This is a genomic window from Pseudooceanicola profundus, from assembly GCF_054919315.1.
The window spans coordinates 2,337,254-2,354,295 of the sequence record NZ_CM142898.1 but is presented as its reverse complement, the minus strand read 5'-3'; the positions used below and the strand labels follow the sequence as shown (position 1 = coordinate 2,354,295).

The following is a 17,042-nucleotide window of genomic DNA, read 5'->3' as shown; positions in this document are numbered from 1 at the left end:
CCCTGCCCGCCCCCTTTACAGCCGCCCGCAATTCTGAGACCTCCGGAAGACAGCCACTCCCGGCCCCGCCTTTGCGGGGTCCAGTCATGGGAAAAGAGGGTAAAAGAATGTCCGGCGAGACCAAGAAACCCAAGAAGCCCTCCCGTCAGCAGGTCTATACGCTGCTGGTGCAGGTCGGCCGCCGCGACGGCGACGGGCTGCCGGAGAAGGCCACTGGCGCCGGGCTGCTCTGCTATGCCTCCGGCGTGGACGAGGCCGAGGCGGTGCGCGAAACGGTGGCGGTGCTGAAACAGGCCGACCTGAACCCGCTCGACGTCACCGGCTATGGCACGCTCGACGACCGGATCGCGCAGAATCACGAGATCGACGCGGACGAGCGTGAGTTGATGCAGCGCGCGCTGGACGAGAACGCGGTGATCGTGGCGCAGATGACGCCCTTCTACCACGGCGAGGAATCGATGGAGGACGAGGACGAGGCGCCGAACTGAGCGCCCGGCGTCCCTGCCCTCTGGCCGCCCCCTCCCGGACGCATTGCCCGGGTCCGCCTCTCCGGCAGGGCCTGACGGCGTCACCTGGCCCCTGACAGTCCACGCCATCTGTTGAACCGCGCCCGAGAGACGTCCCGGCAAGGGGCCCCAAACGGCCCCACAGCCATCTCTGCACCTGTCGACCTGCGCCAGCCGCCTCCGGCCCGTTCAGTCGGCGCGCCAGACCACCGGCTCAGGCCACACGCTGCGCCGCCAGCGTGACCGCCTCGTGCCGGTCCAGCACCCGTTTCGCCACCGATCCGTGATCCGGCAGCCGTCCGCGCGGCACGCCCGCCAGCAGGCTCGCCGACCACAGGCCCTTGCGCATCCGCATCCGCCCGATGGCGAGGCTCTCGAGCCCGATCCCGGCGCCCTCCAGGGCCTCGCGGGCGGGCAGCAGCACCTGCCAGTAGCGCATCACCGCCTGCGTCGGCGCCGGCAGGGCGGCCGCGCCATGCAGCATGTGCCGCGCCTCCACCAGCACACTTTCGCAGCCAAAAAGGTAATCCACCGCGGCGCCCGCGCTTTCGAGCCGCTGGCCCGCCCCCACCACGAGGTCGCGCTGGAGCCCGAGGTAGGGCCGGCGCAGCACGAGGGGCCGGAACCGGCCGCGCGCTGGCACCGTGTGAGAGAAGAGCCCCAGCACCGGCGCCACCCCGCCCTGCGCCGTGCGCACGAGGTCGCCCAGCTTCAGCCGGTCCAGCTGCCGCAGCTGGCCATCGGCCATCTCCACCGGGACGATCCCGGTCAGCAGCGGCATCGGCCCCACCGGCTCCACCCGGTCGGAGAGCGCGGCCCAGTCGGTCCGCCCGCCCAGCGCATGGCCGCGCACCCCCGCCACCTCCTCGGCCAGCGCCAGCGTCGGCAGCGGCGGCGGCCCCGCGAGGTCCACGCAGAGCGCGGGCATGTCCCGGTCCGGGCGCTCGACCCAGAGCCGCCCCATCCGCGCCGGCGCATGCCAGAGATAGCTCAGCCGCAGCAGCTCCTCGCGGTCGGCGTCGGGCAGGGCCGCCTCGGCCTCCCAGACGCGCTGCTCCTGCGTCAGCCGCAGCGAGACCCGGGCCCCGGGCAACAGCCGGATCTCGAGCCCGCCCGACCACGGACGCTTGTGTTTCACGGTGAAGAGACGCGCGCCCCCGCTGCCCGGCCGATAGAGGGCCTCCAGCACGAGGCTGCCCGAGGTCAGCAGCTGCGGCGCATCCGCCCGCAAGAGGGGGCCATCCTGCCCCTCGTCCAGCGGTGAAACGGCCAACCAGCCCATATGCCCTCGTCCTGCAACAGATATGGCGGTCTGCGCCGCCTCTTCCCCTATATACTGCGAAATCCCCAACCGGAAACAGACACTTGGCCGGAATACATCCCATTTCCCCATGGGAAACCCTGCCTTTGCACCGCCGCTGGCCGCTTGACAGCGTCGCGCAATTGTCATGGTCTCCGCCCCGCCCGCCCCGCCTGCGGGTGCCACCCGAAGGAGAGGCATGATGCCCGTTGCTGCGCCCACCGAAACCGATCCCGTCGCCCTGACCCAGGCGCTGATCCGCTGCCCCTCGGTCACCCCCGAGGAAGGCGGCGCGCTGACCCTGCTCGAGGGCATGCTGACCGAGGCCGGCTTCACCTGCACCCGGGTCGACCGCAACGGCACGTCCAACCTCTTCGCCCGCTGGGGCCTGAAGGGCGCGAACCGCAGCTTCGGCTTCAATGGCCACACCGACGTGGTCCCCGTGGGGGACGCGGCCGCCTGGACCCACGGGCCCTTCTCCGGGGACATCGACGCGGACGGCGTGCTCTGGGGCCGCGGTGCGACCGACATGAAATCCGGCGTCGCCGCCTTCGTGGCCGCCGCCATCGATTTCGTCCGGACGACGCCTCCCGACGGCGCGGTGATCCTCACGCTGACGGGCGACGAGGAAGGCCCGGCGCTCGACGGCACCACGGCGCTGCTTGACTGGATGCAGGACAATGGCGAGGCGATGACCGACTGCCTCGTGGGCGAGCCGACCTGCCCCGAGGTGATGGGCGACATGATGAAGATCGGCCGCCGTGGCTCGCTGAACGCGCATTTCACCGTGACCGGCAAGCAGGGCCATTCCGCCTATCCGCACCGGGCGCTGAACCCGCTGCCCGCCATGGCACGGCTGATGGACCGCCTCGCCTCCGAAACGCTGGACGAGGGCACCGACCACTTCGATGCCTCCACCCTCGCCGTGGTGACCATCGACACCGGCAACCCGGCCACCAACGTGATCCCGGCGCAGTGCCGCTCGACGGTGAACCTGCGGTTCAACGACACCCACACCGGCGCCAGCCTCTCGGCCTGGATGCAGCGCGAGGCCCAGCAGATCGCCACTGCCTTCGGCGTGAAGGTGGACATGGAGGTCAAGATCTCCGGCGAGGCCTTCCTGACCCCGCCGGGCCCGCTCTCGGAGCTGATCGCGAAATCCGTCACCGCCGAGACCGGCGTCACCCCCGAGCTTTCCACCTCCGGCGGCACCTCGGACGCGCGCTTCGTCCAGCACCATTGCCCGGTGGTGGAATTCGGCCTCGTCGGCAAGACGATGCACCAGGTCGACGAACGGATCGAGACCGAGCAGATCACCCAGCTCAGGCGGATCTACAGCCGCATCCTCAGCGACTACTTCGCCTGAGCCGAAGGGGCGGGCCGCCTGATCCCGTCTGCCGCCCTTCATCTTTCCCCAAGCACTCACGGGGGGATTGGCCCGCGCCCCGCGGGCCAAGGGGGGCAGACAGCCCCGGCCCTGCCCGGGCCGGGCAGGGCCCACGCCCGCAGGGGCGTGACTGTCAGGCCGCGCCCCGCGCGGCCGGGCATCGCGTCGCCGCAGGCGACCATCAGGTCATGCGGCCCACTTGATGCGGCCCACGTGATGCGCCCCACGCGCCCCCGGCTCCGGCCCAGATCGCCCCGAGCCCCCGGCGGTGCCGGCCTCCCGCCCGTGCGCGCCCTCTTCCGCGCCTCTGCGCCCCGTGCTACCGCTGGCGCATGACAGATATCCCCAGCAAGGCCGAGATCCTCAAGTTCATCTCGGACAACCCGACCCAGACGGCCAAGCGCGACATCGCCAAGGCCTTCGGCATCAAGGGCGCCGCCCGGATCGACCTCAAGCGCCTGCTGAAGGAGCTCGAGGACGAAGGCCTGCTGGAGAAGCGCAAGAAGACCTACCGCGATCCCGACAGGCTGCCGCCGGTCTCCGTCCTCCTCGTGGGCGAGACGACAGATGACGGCGACCTCACCGCCCGCCCGCTGGAGTGGGAAGGCGAGGGACCGGAGCCCGAGATCCACGTGCTCCTGCGCAACTCCGACCCGGCGCTCGGGCCCGGCGACCGCATCCTCGCCCGCCTCACCCTGCTGGAGGAGGACGAGCGCATCGGCGATCACCAGTATGACGCGCGCCTGATCCGCAAGATCGGCACCAACCCGCGCCGGATCCTCGGCATCTTCCGCAAGACCGCCGAGGGCGGGCGCATCGTGCCCATCGACAAGGGCGCCGACCTCGAATGGCTGGTGCCGGCCGGCGCGATCCACGGCGCGAAGGACGGCGAGCTGATCGAGGCCGAACAGGCCGGGCCGCGCTCCCGCATGGGGCTGCCGCGGGCCCGTGTCGTGGCCCGCCTCGGCGACCCCACCGCGCCGCGCGCCGTCTCGCTCATCGCGATCCACCAGCACGGCATCCCCGATGCCTTCCCCGACCGCGTCGTGGAGGAGGCCGATGGCATGAAACCCGCGGGCCTCAAGGGGCGCGAGGACCTGCGCGAGATGCCCTTCGTCACCATCGATCCCTCCGATGCGCGTGACCATGACGACGCCTGCTATGTCGAGGCGGACAGCGCCGAGGACAACCGCGACGGCTGGGTGATCTGGGTCGCGATCGCCGACGTGGCCCATTACGTGCAGACCGGCTCCGCCCTCGACCGCGAGGCGCGCAAGCGCGGCAACTCGACCTATTTCCCCGACCGCGTCGTGCCGATGCTGCCCGACCGCCTCTCCGGCGATCTCTGCTCGCTCCACGAGGGCGTACCGCGCGCCGCCCTTGCCGTGCGCATGCGGATCACCGCGCAGGGGCACAAGATCGGCCATGATTTCCACCGGGTGCTGATCCGCTCCGCCGCCTCGCTGCACTACGCCGAGGTGCAGGCCGCCATGGACGGCCAGACCAACGACCGCACCGGCCCGCTGCTCGAGGATGTCATCAAGCCGCTCTACGGCGCCTATGCCGCCCTGCGCAGCGCCCGGCAGGACCGTCAGCCGCTCGACCTCGACCTGCCGGAACGCCGCATCGTGCTGAGCGAGGAGGGCGAGGTCACCTCGGTCAACTTCCGCGACCGCCTCGACGCGCACCGGCTGATCGAGGAGTTCATGATCCTCGCCAACGTGGCCGCCGCCGAGACGCTGATCGCCAAGAAGTCCCCCCTGCTGTTCCGCGTCCACGAGGAACCGCCGGCGGAGAAACTGGAGGCGCTGCGCGAAACCGCGCAGGCGGCAGGCTTCAACCTCGCCAAGGGTCAGGTGATCCGCACCCGGCACCTGAACGACCTGCTGAACGCCGCCGCCGGCACCGAACAGGCCGAGCTGATCAACATGTCGACCCTGCGGTCCATGACGCAGGCCTATTACTCGCCGGTGAACTTCGGTCACTTCGGGCTGGCACTGGCGAATTACGCGCATTTCACCTCGCCGATCCGGCGCTATTCCGACCTGATCGTGCACCGGGCGCTGATCTCCTCGCACAAGTGGGGCGATGACGGGCTGAAGGAAGAGGACGTGGAGCGGCTGGAAGACACCGCCGCCCATATTTCCGAGACCGAGCGCCGCTCGATGATGGCCGAGCGGGACACGACCGACCGCTACCTCGCCGCCTATCTCTCGGAACGGGTGGGCAGCGAGTTCCCGGGCCGGATCTCGGGCGTGGCGCGCTTCGGCGCCTTCGTCCGGCTGGACGAGACCGGCGCCGACGGTCTGATCCCGATCCGCTCGCTCGGGCGCGAGTACTTCCACCACGACCGCGAGGAGATGACCCTGATGGGCGCCGACAGCGGCGTGGTGATCACACCCGGCCAGAGGGTCATGGTCAAGCTGGTGCAGGCCGCCCCCGTCACCGGGGGGCTGGAACTGGAACTGCTGACCCTCGAGGACAAGGAGATGCCCGGCGGCGGCGGATCGCAGGGCCGCAAGGGCGGCTTCAAGCCCGGCCGCAAGCGCCCCGGCACCTCGCCCAAGCGCAAGCTGGCCAAGGCGAAGAAGAAGACCGCCAAGACCAAGCGCAAGGTCACCCGCACCCGGCGCAGCTGATCCCGGGCGGCGGCCTCTCAGGGGCCGCCGCCTCCGAGACCCCTCGCCGGCGCGCCACAAGAATTTTCGAAAATTCTTGGGAAAATTCTTCGAAGAATTTTTTGCGCCCGGCCGAACGGCGCCGACAGGCCCGCGGCCGGGGGTGGCCCTGCCTCCTGCGCGGCGCTGTGGGGCGGTTTTCCGCGTCTCCCCGCCGCCTCGTGCCACGATCCTTCCGATTCACACTGTTTCCGGGTAGGATACGGAAAACGTCATGAAGGCGAGCAGGCACCCGATGAAACGCATTTTCCCGGCCGTACTGATTTCTTTGCCCATGGTCTCGCTGCCCGTGGTGGCAGTGAGCGCAACCGGATCGGTCGAGACGATGACCGCCACCGGATCGGTGGAGCGGTCCCTGCGGCCCATGGCGCGTCCCGCCATGATCAGCCCGCCCGCGGGTGTCGAGTTGGACCTCGTCGCCGCGACAGTGGCACAGGTGACGGCGGCACTGGCCGACGTCGAGAGCGCCCCGCGCAGCTCGCCGACGCCCCCGGCGACCGCCCCGAGCCTCGCGCCACAGCCCGCGGTGGCCGCGATCGGCGAAGACAGCGGCAGCCCCGCCCGCAGCCTGCGGCCCCGCATCCGTCCCGCCTCGCTCAGCCTCGCGACGCCGGCAGCGCCCCCGGCGGAACAGGCCACGCCACAGCCGGTCTCGAACCCCGCGGGCTTCGACCGCTGGGTGCAGGGCTTCCGGCCGCGCGCGCTGTCGCAGGGCATTTCGCCCGCCACCTTCGATCGCGCCTTTGCCCGGGCCGAGTTCCTGCCCAAGGTGATCGAGCTTGACCGCAGCCAGTCGGAATTCACCAAGACCATCGGGGATTACCTCTCCACCGCCGTTTCGGACACCCGCGTCAGCAATGGCCGTGCCGCGGTGGCACGGCACAAGGACGCTCTGACCCGGATCGAGGCCCAGTACGGCGTCGACCGGGACATCGTGGCGGCCGTCTGGGGGATGGAGACGAACTTCGGCTCCTACCGGGGCGGCAACGGCGTCGTCTCCTCGCTGGCCACGCTGGCCTTCGAGGGACGTCGCGCCAGCTTCTTCGAGACGCAGCTGGTCGACGCGCTGAAGATCCTCGACGCGGGCGACACCACGCCGGAACGGATGAAGGGCAGCTGGGCCGGGGCCATGGGGCACACCCAGTTCATGCCCTCCTCCTACCTCGAATACGCCGTGGACTTCACCGGCGACGGACGCCGCGACATCTGGGACGACAACCCCAGTGACGCGCTTGCCTCCACCGCCAACTACCTCGCCAAGTTCGGCTGGATCGCAGGCCAGCCCTGGGGCGTGGAAGTGCGCTTGCCCGCGGGCTTCGACTATGCCCAGGCCGACGGGCGCAAGAAGATGCCCTCCGACTGGGCGGCGCTCGGCGTGCGCAACGTGGCAGGCGACCCGGTGCCCGACTTCGGGTCGGCCCGCATCCTGCTGCCTGCGGGGGCCAATGGCGTGGCCTTCCTCGTGTTCAAGAATTTCGACGTGATCCGCCGCTACAACCCCTCGGATGCCTATGCGCTCGGCGTCGGGCACCTCGGCGACCGGATCGGCGGCGCGGGGCCCTTCGTGGCCGCTTGGCCGCAGGACGAACGCGGGCTGAAACGGGACGAACGCAAGGAATTGCAGGCCCTTCTGGGCCGCAAGGGCCACGGCGCGGGCACGCCCGACGGCATCATCGGGCCCAATACGCAGGCCGCGATCCGCTCCTTCCAGTCGAGCGTCGGGCTCGTGCCCGATGGCTATGCCTCGCTGACACTGCTGGAACGGCTGCGGCGCTGAAAGCGCCCCTGCCCCGAGCAGACGCCCGAACAGACGAAAGCCGCCCCTGGGGGCGGCTTTTTCGTTGCGTCGGAAGGCCCGGTCTCAGTCAGGCCCGGTCTCAGTTCAGCTGGAAGTGCAGCGGATAGGAGCCATCCTCGAACGGACCGAAGAGATCGGGGATGTCCGGATGGTCCACCGGCTCGCCCGAGTAGTCCGCGACGAGGTTCTGCTCCGAGACATAGGCCACGTAGTAGCTCTGCTCGTTCTCGGCCAGCAGGTGATAGAACGGCTGTTCCTTGGACGGACGGCTTTCCTCGGGAATGGCGGCATACCATTCCTCGGTGTTGTTGAACTGAGGATCGACGTCGAAAATCACACCACGAAATGGGTGTTTCCGATGGCGTACCACCTGTCCCAGGGAATATTTCGCGCGTGTTGTCATCATAATCTTGCAGCCCATTAACCCCATTACTACCGTGAAGCGCGGGTGGTTGTCCAACCGCCATCAAAAAACCGAAAGAAACAGTTTGTGAACCTTGTTCTGACAGTCCTCCAGACCGTCGCTCCCGTCTTCCTGCTCGCAGCCTTCGGATACGTCTGGGTCAAATCGGGACATGAGTATCGAATCAACTTCGTCACCAAGCTGACGATGACAGTGTCGGTGCCCTGCCTGATCTTCGTGGCACTGATGGAGACCGAGATCGACCCCGCCGCCCTCACGGCGCTCTCGCTGGCCTCCGTGGTGCTCTACGCGGTGCTCACGCTGGCCGCCGCCGCGGCGGTCCACGTGCTGAAACTGCCGCAGCGCACCTGGCTGGCGCCGCTGGTCTTTTCGAACACAGGCAACGTGGGCCTGCCGATCGCGCTCTTCGCCTTCGGGCAGGTGGGCCTCGGCTATGCGGTGGTGGTTTTCGCGGTCATGGCGATCTGGTCCTTCACCTTCGGCATCTGGGTCGTCTCGGGCGGCGGCAAGCCCTGGCACGCGGCGAAGGAGCCGCTGCTCTGGGGCACGATCCTGGGCGGTGTCTTCCTCTGGCAGGGCTGGACCCTGCCCGAGTTCATGACCAACACGCTGCGGCTGACCGGCCAGATGGCGATCCCGCTCATGCTGATCACGCTCGGGGTGGCGCTCGCCCGGCTCACCACCAAGGGGATGACCCGCGCCGTGGTGATGGCGATCGCCAAGTACATCCTCTGCTTCGCCGTGGCCTGGGTCACGGGGCGGGCCTTCGGCCTCAACGACATCGCCTTTGCCTGTCTCGTGCTGCAAGCCGCCATGCCCGTCGCGGTGACCTCCTACATGCTGGCCGAGAAATACGGCGCGGATGCGGAAAGCGTGGCGGCGCTGGTGGTGGCCTCGACCCTGCTCTCGGTCCTTGCCCTGCCGCTGATTCTGGCCGCCGTGATTTGACGCCGGGTCTGATCCAGATCTGATCCAGGCGCTGATCCTCCATCAGCCCCGCATCAGCCCTGGGCCCGCCTGCGGCGCCATTTCCGCCCGTGGCCCGTAGCGAGATCCGAAGGCGTGCAAAGCTGCCACGCCTTCGGCCGGCCCTTGCGACCCTGCGGAAATGTGATTTCCCCATCGGCGCCTTTCCGCTAAAATCCCTTCAAAACAAAACAAGACATAGCGAGAGGCAGATGAGCAGAACTCTTCGCGCGCTTTTCATCGTGATGCTGGTGGCATCCTGCGGTGGCGGTCGGTATTCCGCGCCGAACAATCTCGATGACGCCTGCAGCATCGTGCAGGAGCGCCCCAAGTACTTCCGCGCCTTCAAGGGCGCCGAACGCCGTTACGGCGTTCCGGTCTCCGTGCAGATGGCCATCATGCACCAGGAGAGCAAATTCATCGGCAATGCCCGCACCCCGCACAAGTACGCCCTCGGGATCATTCCCATGGGGCGGCAGAGCTCGGCCTATGGCTACAGCCAGGCGCTCGACGGGACGTGGGATGACTACAAGCGCGCCTCCGGCAACCGCCGGGCCAAGCGCGACGACATCCGCGACGCGACCGATTTCATGGGCTGGTACATGAACGAGACCACCAAGAAGGTGGGCGTGCCGATCTGGGACGCGCGCAACCAGTACCTCGCCTACCACGAGGGCCGCGCGGGCTACACCCGTGGCAACCACAACTCCAAGCCCTGGCTGATCGCGGTCGCCAACAACGTGCAGGAACGCTCGCGCAAGTACGAGGCGCAGCTCAACAACTGCGGCTGGCGCTACCGCTGATCCCGGTCAGGACCCGGCCAAGCGTTCCGGCAAGTCGTCCCCCGACCAGACAGCAAAAAGGGCCCCTGCGGGGGCCCTTCGCACGTCCGCCGGTCTGCGGCCTCAGCGGTTCCGGTCGCCCTGCGGCCGCACCATGTCCGCCAGGAACATCTGGTCCGAGAGCCGCACGCCGGTCTCCAGCCCGCCGAGCACGACCGTGGTGGTTTCCCCGGCATCATTGCGGATCACCCACTGGCGCAGTTCCACCGGGGCCCCGGTGAAGACGAGACGGATATCACCATACTCCGGATGGTCGGGGTCCTGCGCGGTCACCGTGGTGGAGGTGCCATCGCTCTCGTGGTTGGTCACCATCCGGGCCCGGCCAAGATCCACGTTGTCATCGAGGATGATCGACAGCGGCGTGCGCGACAGCGGATAGGTCTCCCCCTGCCCGCCCTTGCTGTCGAAGACGCTCACCGCGCCCGCGCCCGCGATCACCAGCGCCTCGTTCGGCGGATCGTATTCGAACCGCACCCGCCCGGGCCGCTTGATGTAGAGCTTCCCGGTCGAGATCGAGCCGTCGTCGTTGATCTGGGTAAAGGGGGCCTGCGCGGTCTTGATCCCGTTCAGGTAGGTGGAAATCTCGCCCAGGGGCACCGGCGCGGCCATCAGCCGCCCTGCACCGAGGACGAAGGGTGTGGCCAGCGCACCGGCGATGAGATCTCTGCGTTTCATGAGGTCAATCTACTCCCGCCCTCGTTCACGAACCAGAGGACAAACGCACACATCTGCGTAGGGTTCCCCGCCCCGCCCCTTCCCGGCCCCGCCCTCCCTTTCATCTTTCAGCAAGTACTCCGGGGGGAATTGGCCCGGCACGGGCCAAGGGGGGCAGCGCCCCCAACCGGATCGGAGCGCGCCAGCGATCCGATCCCCCTGATGAAACGAAACGGGGCGCCCCCTGGGCGCCCCTCATTCTGATGACGTCTGGCAGATCAGTCCCGGCAGACCATCACTGCTCGGGCACGAGGATCTCGCGCTTGCCGACGTGGTTCGCCGGGCTCACCAGCCCCTCTTCCTCCATCTGCTCCACGAGGCGGGCCGCCTTGTTGTAGCCGATGGCCAGCTTGCGCTGGATGTAGGAGGTGGAGCACTTGCGGTCCTTGATCACCACGGCCACCGCCTGATCGTAGAGCGCATCCTCGCCGTCGGTGTTGCCGCCGGTGGAGAGGCCCAGCACCGCGTCGATGTCGTCGGCCTTCTCCTCGTCCGGGCCCTCGACCACGCCACCGATGTAGGACGGCGGGCCATAGGCCTTGAGGTGGTTCACGATCTCCTCGACCTCTTCATCCGAGACGAAGGGCCCGTGGCAGCGGGTGATCCGCGCGCCGCCCGCCATGTAGAGCATGTCGCCCATGCCGAGCAGCTGCTCCGCACCCATCTCGCCGAGGATCGTGCGGCTGTCGATCTTCGAGGTCACCTGGAAGGAAATCCGGGTCGGGAAGTTCGCCTTGATCGTGCCGGTGATGACGTCGACCGAGGGTCGCTGCGTCGCCATGATCAGGTGGATGCCGGAGGCCCGAGCCATCTGCGCCAGACGCTGGATGCAGGCCTCGATCTCCTTGCCCGCGACCATCATCAGGTCGGCCATCTCGTCGACGATGACGACGATGTAGGGCATCTTCTCGGGCCGGATCTCCTCGGTCTCGAAGACCGGATCGCCGGTCTCGTCGTCGAAGCCGGTCTGCACCGTGCGCGAGAACATCTCGCCCTTGGCCAGCGCGTCCTGCACCCGGCCGTTGTAGCCGTCAATGTTGCGGACGCCCATCTTGGACATCTTGCGATAGCGCTCTTCCATCTCGCCCACGACCCACTTCAGGGCCACCACGGCCTTCTTGGGGTCGGTGACGACCGGCGAGAGCAGGTGCGGGATGCCGTCGTAGACGGAGAGTTCCAGCATCTTGGGGTCGATCATGATCAGGCGGCACTCGTCCGGGGTCAGCCGGTAGAGCAGCGACAGGATCATCGTGTTGATCGCGACCGATTTACCCGAGCCGGTGGTCCCCGCGATCAGCAGGTGGGGCATCTTGGCAAGGTTGGCCACCACGGCACCGCCGCCGATGTCCTTGCCGAGGGCGAGGGGCAGCTTCATGTTCTTGTCGTCGAAGTCGCGGCTGGCGAGGATCTCGCGCAGGACCACCTTCTCGCGGTTCTCGTTCGGCAGTTCGATCCCGATGACCGACCGGCCCGGCACTGTGGAAACCCGCGCGGAGAGCGCCGACATGGAGCGCGCGATGTCATCGGCCAGACCGATCACGCGGCTCGCCTTGAGGCCCGGCGCCGGCTCCAGTTCGTACATGGTGACCACGGGGCCGGGACGGACCGAGACGATCTCGCCCTTCACGCCGTAGTCATCGAGCACGTTCTCCAGCATCCGCGCGTTCTCCTCGAGCGCCTCGTCGGAGAGGACGTGCCGCTGGATGTTCGCGGGGTTGGCCAGCAGGTTGAGCGGCGGCAGCTCGTATTCGATCACCGGCTCTTCGAACTGCAGCTTGGGGTTGGCCTCTGCCTCGGCGCGGGCCGAGGGTTTCGAGGCCTTCATGGTGGCGGAATGCACCACGCGACGGGCGGGTTCGCCGGTGGGGATCACCGGGCGCGGCGCATCGGCGCGCGGGGCGACCTTCGGGCCCTCGTCGTCGTAGGCATCGGCCCCTGGGGTTATCGCCGCAGCGTCGCCCCGGGTTTCCCCGGCGATCTCGTCACGGGGGGCATCGGCGCGCGGGCTGACGCGGGCCATGGAGGGCTCGGCACGGCGCGGGGCGGGCTCGGGCATCTCGTGGGGGACACCGTCCCAGAAGGCCTCGACCGTCTCGTCGTAGTCGTCCCACTCGGTGCCGATCGCGGCCTCGTCATAGCCGGCGTCGAAGGATTGCTCGACCTCGGCATAGGTCATCGGGGCCTCTTCCACCGGACGGGCGGGGGCCACGGGCTGGCGCGGCTGGGGCGCCGCGGCACGCGGGCTGGGGGCGGGTGCGGGGGCGGGGGCGGGCGCGACGGGGCGCTCGGCTGCGGGGGCCTGCGGTGCGGCCATGCGTGGCTCGGCCCGCAGGGTCGGCGTCTCGACCGGCGCGGCGGGCGCCGGCGGCGCGGCGCGCGAGGCGGTCAGCGGCGGTTCCGGCGGCAGGGCGACCGGGGCGGCGGTCAGCGGCGGCTCGACCCGCGAGGGCTGCGACCGTTCGCTCACGATCAGCGGCCCGGGGCGGCGGCCCCGGCCCTTGGTCAGGGGCATGTTGGCGGGGGCGGTGTGGCCCGCAACCCGGCGCGCGCGGCTGCGGACGATGTCCGCGATCTTGGCTTTGATCCGGTCGTCTCCGGTCATGTCGTCACTCATCTGGCCCTCGGCGGCCCCCGGGTAGGCGGGATCGACCCACTCCGGCTCGGGCATTTCGTCTTCGGTGCTGCGCCGTTTCAGCCCCGGCAGCGGCAGGCGGCTGAGGAAGCCCCCGCGCGGGGCCTCCTCCTCTTCGGGCGCCGCGTCGAGGACGTATTCCTCCGGCTCGGCATAGGGTTCATAGGCAGCCTCCTGCCCGTGATAGACCGGCGCCTCGTAGGCAGGCGCCTCGGGCGGGACCGGCACGGCGCGGCGCACGACGGGGGCCGAGCGGCGCGGCGCGGGAGCAGGCGCAGGCACCGGCTCCTCGTAGTCCTCGTAGTCCTCGTAGACCGCGTATTCCTCGTCCTCGGCGGCCTGTTGGGCCCAGAGGCGGCGTTCCTCGGCGGCGGCGGCGCGGCGGGCGCGACGCTCGACCCCCTTCTGTTGCAGGGTCTGGGCGGATTTCACCGCGCCCACGGCGCCGTGGCCCAGCAGTTTCAGCAGGTTGGCATAGAGCAGGATGACGCCCACCAGCAGGAAGCGCCCGATACGGCGCAGTTCCTCGCCGGTGAAGCCCAGCACGAAAATGCCAAGCGCCACCATGCCCGCGCCCAGCATCAGCGACAGCAGCTTGAGGCCCAGCGAGGCCGCGATCGGCGCGACGCCCAGAACCGTGGCCAGCACCGTATCGCCGAAGAGACCGCCCATGCCGAAGTTGTGGGTCCAGCCCGGGCCGGGCACCAGCGAGGCGGCATAGACCGCCAGCAGCGCCACCCAGATCGGCGAGAAGATCAGCCGCGACAGCGCGCGCTCTTCACCGCGATGCAGCGCGAGGCGCAGGCCCCAGCCGAGCAGCAGCGCCGAGATGCCCCAGCTGCCCCAGCCCACGATCATGAAGACCGGCGCCGCGATCGACGCCCCGATCTGGCCCAGCCAGTTCTGCACCGGCGCATCGGTGGCCGACATCCACGAGGGATCGTTCGGATCGTAGGACCCGATCATCATGGCCGCCATCAGACCGAGGGCAATCAAGGCCAGCCCGCCCAGCTCCTTGCCGCGCCGCTCTATGGCGGCCTGCATGTTGCTGTCGAAAAGCGGATCGCGTCCTCTGGTCTGGAAGGCCATGTTCCTCGTTCCTCACATGTAAAGACAATCGCGCAGCGTGATCAGCGCCGGCGTCATCTCGTCTATTGGGGCCACCATGGCGACCCGGATGTATCCCTGGCCGGGGTTGTCCCCGTCCACGTCGCGGCTGAGATAGGCGCCGGGCAGGACCCGCACGCCGGTCTCGGTCCAGAGCTTGACGGCGGCCTGTTCGCCGTCTTCCACCGGAAGCCACAGGAAGAAGCCCGCGTCAGGGCCCTTGTATCCCGGCACGCCGTCAAAGACCGCGTCCGCCGCATCGTATTTCGCCTGATAGAGCGCGCGGTTCTCTTCCACGTGGGTCTCGTCGGACCAGACCCGCTCGGCCACGCGCTGCAGCGGCAGCGGCAGCGGCGCGCCGGAATAGGCCCGCAGCTGGCGCACCCGTTTCATCGTCTCGACCCCGCCCGCCACGAAGCCCGAGCGCAGGCCCGGCAGGTTCGAGCGTTTCGAGAGCGACTGGAAGATCACCACCCGCTCCGGGTCGGCCCCGATCTCGGCTGCGACTTCCAGCGCGCCCGGGGGCGGCGTGTCGCGGTAGAGCTCGGAATAGCATTCGTCGGCGAAGATCTGGAAATCGTACTTCTCGGCCAGTGCCAGCAGCTCGCGCCAGTAGCCCTTGTCGGCCACCGCGCCCTGCGGGTTCGACGGCGAGCAGACATAGGCCGCGGTGGTGCGGTTCAGCACCTCCTCGGGCAGCGCGCCGTAGTCCGGCAGGTAGTTGTTCTGTCGCGTCGCGGGCACGAAGACCGGCTGCGAGCCCACGGACATCGCCGCGATCATGTAGACCTGGTAGAACGGGTTCGGCAGCAGGATCGCCGGTGTCTGGCCGTTCTTCTCCTCGGGGCAGACCGCCATCGCGATGTTGTAGAGCCCCTCGCGGGTGCCGTTGAGCGGCATCACCTGCTTGGTTGCATCCAGCGTCACGCCATAGCGACGGGTCACCCAGTCGCCGATCGCCTGCTGAAGTTGCGGCGAGCCGTCGTTGGGCGGGTAGGAGCCGAAGCCTGCCATATTCTCCGCGATGACCTCCGGCACGAAGGCCGGGAAGGCGTGCTTGGGCTCGCCAATGGTCATATGCACGACGTCGCCGCCCGCGGGACGGGAATCAAGCAACGTCCGCAGACGCGGAAACGCATACTCCGGAAGGTTCGAAAACCGCTCAGGAAACATCTATACTGCCTCGAATTCGGGATCATTTTCGCCCCGTTTGGCTGCGAAGGTAACGCATGCCGGGGGCATTCGTCCAGCGCCGCCCGTGTGGGCGGCGCCGATTTGTGTCTTTTAGGTCAGGGCCTTTTCGGCCACTGCGCCAATCCGCAGCAGCGCCTCTTCGCCCATCGCGCGGCCCATCAGCATGACCCCGCAGGAGGGCGTGCCGGTGGGCAGGGTCAGCGCCGAAAGCCCCATCATGTTGCCCACGCGGGTGTTGCGCAGCGCCAGCAGGTTCTCGGTCACGTAATAGGCGTCATCCTCCATCAGGCGCTGCGCGTCCGGCGGCAGGATCGGCGCGGTCGGCGCCAGCACGGCGTCGAAGCCGGCCATGCGCGCGGCCCACTCCGCACGGGTCTGTTCCAGCACCTGCCACGCGGCGACGTAATCCGCGGCCAGCGCCGTGGCGCCCGCCCGGAAGCGTTCGAGGATGCGGTCGAACATCACGTCCGGATTGGCCTCGATCACCTCGCGCCAGAGGCCATAGGCCTCGGCGGTGAAGAGCAGCCCGGAGAGCGCCATCGCGCGGTCCACCTCCGGTGCGGCCACCTCGACCAGTTCGGCCCCCGCGGCGCGCAGCTTCTCCAGCGCGGTCTCGTAGGCGGCCTTGGGCTCGGGGCGCAGGTCATCGAGGACGCAGTTGGTCAGCACCGCCATGCGCACGCCCTTCAGCGAGGCCCCGGCGAGGTCGGCGGGCTTGCCGCCCTCGATCGCCGCCAGCAGCAGCCCCGCATCCTCGACCGAGCGGCAGAGCGGCCCGATGGTGTCGAACTTCAGGCAGAGCGGCACGACCCCCTTCAGGGTGATCCGCCCGGCGGTCGTCTTGAGCCCCACGAGGTCCTGCCACGCCGAGGGGATGCGGACCGAGCCGCCGGTGTCCGAGCCGATGCCCGCCGCCGCAAGCCCGAAGGCCACCGAGGCCGCGGCGCCGGAGGAGGAGCCGCCCGGCACCGCCCTGGGGTCGTTCACGTTGGGCGAGGTCGCGGTCGTCGGGTTCAGCCCCAGCCCAGAGAAGGCCAGTTCCGACATATGCGTCTTGCCGAGGCAGACGAGGCCCTGTGCCGTGGCATTGGCCAGCACCGGCGCGTCGACCTCGGGCACCCGGCCCTTCAGCAGGCGCGAGCCGGCCTCGGTCGCCACGCCGGCCGAATCGAACAGGTCCTTCCAGCTGATCGGCACCCCGTCCAGCGGCGAAAGGCGCAGGCCCGCGCGGGCGCGCTCTGCCGCGGCGCCGGCCTCGGCCAGGGCGCGGTCATGGGTGACGACCGTGTAGATCCGGTCGCGGTCGGGATGGGCGTCGATGGCGTCCAGATAGGTCTTGGTCAGCGCCACCGGGTCGATGGCGCCGCTGCCGATGCCGCGGCCGAGATCGGCGGCAGTCATCCATAGCCAGTCCTGCATGCGGGTACTCCTTGCGTCGCCGGGACGGTAGCGCCAGCGGGACGCATGGACAATCCCGCCCGGGGGCGCATATTG

12 protein-coding genes are annotated in these 17,042 nt (G+C 69.1%); 6 read left to right on the top strand and 6 right to left on the bottom strand.

Translation table 11 applies throughout. The features are described 5' to 3' along the window. The first annotated feature begins 107 nt into the window (after positions 1-107). Positions 108-488 (top strand): hypothetical protein, encoded by a 381-nt coding sequence (locus ACX9MO_RS10775; RefSeq protein WP_462211841.1) that lies wholly within the window; start codon positions 108-110, stop codon positions 486-488. A gap of 232 nt (positions 489-720) precedes the next feature. On the opposite strand, the gene ACX9MO_RS10770 is transcribed toward ACX9MO_RS10775, so the two are convergent. Continuing rightward, positions 721-1,788, bottom strand: coding sequence for a Hint domain-containing protein (locus ACX9MO_RS10770; protein WP_462211840.1), 1,068 nt, complete (start codon positions 1,786-1,788; stop codon positions 721-723). A 220-nt stretch (positions 1,789-2,008) separates the two neighbouring features. Here ACX9MO_RS10770 and dapE point away from each other — a divergent pair, with 220 nt between their 5' ends. The 3 genes from dapE (at position 2,009) to ACX9MO_RS10755 (ending at position 7,648) form a co-directional block, all read left to right on the top strand. After that, entirely contained in the window at positions 2,009-3,172 is a 1,164-nt protein-coding gene (dapE, locus tag ACX9MO_RS10765) for a succinyl-diaminopimelate desuccinylase (protein ID WP_462211839.1), read from the top strand. Positions 3,173-3,525: 353 nt separating this feature from the next. Then, positions 3,526-5,832 carry a ribonuclease R gene (gene rnr, locus ACX9MO_RS10760; RefSeq protein ID WP_462211838.1) on the top strand — a complete coding sequence of 769 codons (2,307 nt, stop codon included), beginning with the start codon at positions 3,526-3,528 and terminating at the stop codon, positions 5,830-5,832. A 313-nt stretch (positions 5,833-6,145) separates the two neighbouring features. After that, positions 6,146-7,648 (top strand): lytic murein transglycosylase, encoded by a 1,503-nt coding sequence (locus ACX9MO_RS10755; RefSeq protein WP_462211837.1) that lies wholly within the window; start codon positions 6,146-6,148, stop codon positions 7,646-7,648. A 100-nt stretch (positions 7,649-7,748) separates the two neighbouring features. On the opposite strand, the gene hspQ is transcribed toward ACX9MO_RS10755, so the two are convergent. Beyond that, on the bottom strand, positions 7,749-8,075 hold the full coding sequence (gene hspQ, locus ACX9MO_RS10750; RefSeq protein ID WP_222493675.1) for a heat shock protein HspQ: 327 nt from the start codon (positions 8,073-8,075) through the stop codon (positions 7,749-7,751). 84 nt (positions 8,076-8,159) lie between these two features. Between hspQ and ACX9MO_RS10745 the strand changes: the two genes are divergently transcribed. Both ACX9MO_RS10745 and ACX9MO_RS10740 read left to right on the top strand, forming a co-directional pair. Next, the gene (locus tag ACX9MO_RS10745) at positions 8,160-9,041 is read left to right on the top strand and encodes an AEC family transporter (protein WP_222493678.1); all 882 of its coding nucleotides are present in this window, start codon (positions 8,160-8,162) and stop codon (positions 9,039-9,041) included. Positions 9,042-9,271: 230 nt separating this feature from the next. Next, positions 9,272-9,862: a transglycosylase SLT domain-containing protein gene (locus ACX9MO_RS10740; protein ID WP_222493680.1), complete on the top strand. Its 591-nt coding sequence runs from the start codon at positions 9,272-9,274 to the stop codon at positions 9,860-9,862. Between the two features lie 102 nt (positions 9,863-9,964). On the opposite strand, the gene ACX9MO_RS10735 is transcribed toward ACX9MO_RS10740, so the two are convergent. From ACX9MO_RS10735 to ACX9MO_RS10720, 4 genes are all read right to left on the bottom strand, one after another. Continuing rightward, the gene (locus ACX9MO_RS10735) at positions 9,965-10,576 is read right to left on the bottom strand and encodes a LolA family protein (RefSeq protein WP_222493682.1); all 612 of its coding nucleotides are present in this window, start codon (positions 10,574-10,576) and stop codon (positions 9,965-9,967) included. Positions 10,577-10,850: 274 nt separating this feature from the next. Beyond that, positions 10,851-14,336 (bottom strand): DNA translocase FtsK, encoded by a 3,486-nt coding sequence (locus ACX9MO_RS10730; RefSeq protein WP_462211836.1) that lies wholly within the window; start codon positions 14,334-14,336, stop codon positions 10,851-10,853. Between the two features lie 12 nt (positions 14,337-14,348). Then, positions 14,349-15,527 carry an aminotransferase class I/II-fold pyridoxal phosphate-dependent enzyme gene (locus ACX9MO_RS10725; protein WP_462211835.1) on the bottom strand — a complete coding sequence of 393 codons (1,179 nt, stop codon included), beginning with the start codon at positions 15,525-15,527 and terminating at the stop codon, positions 14,349-14,351. 111 nt (positions 15,528-15,638) lie between these two features. Further along, entirely contained in the window at positions 15,639-16,967 is a 1,329-nt protein-coding gene (locus tag ACX9MO_RS10720) for an amidase (protein WP_462211834.1), read from the bottom strand. Positions 16,968-17,042 lie beyond the last annotated feature (75 nt).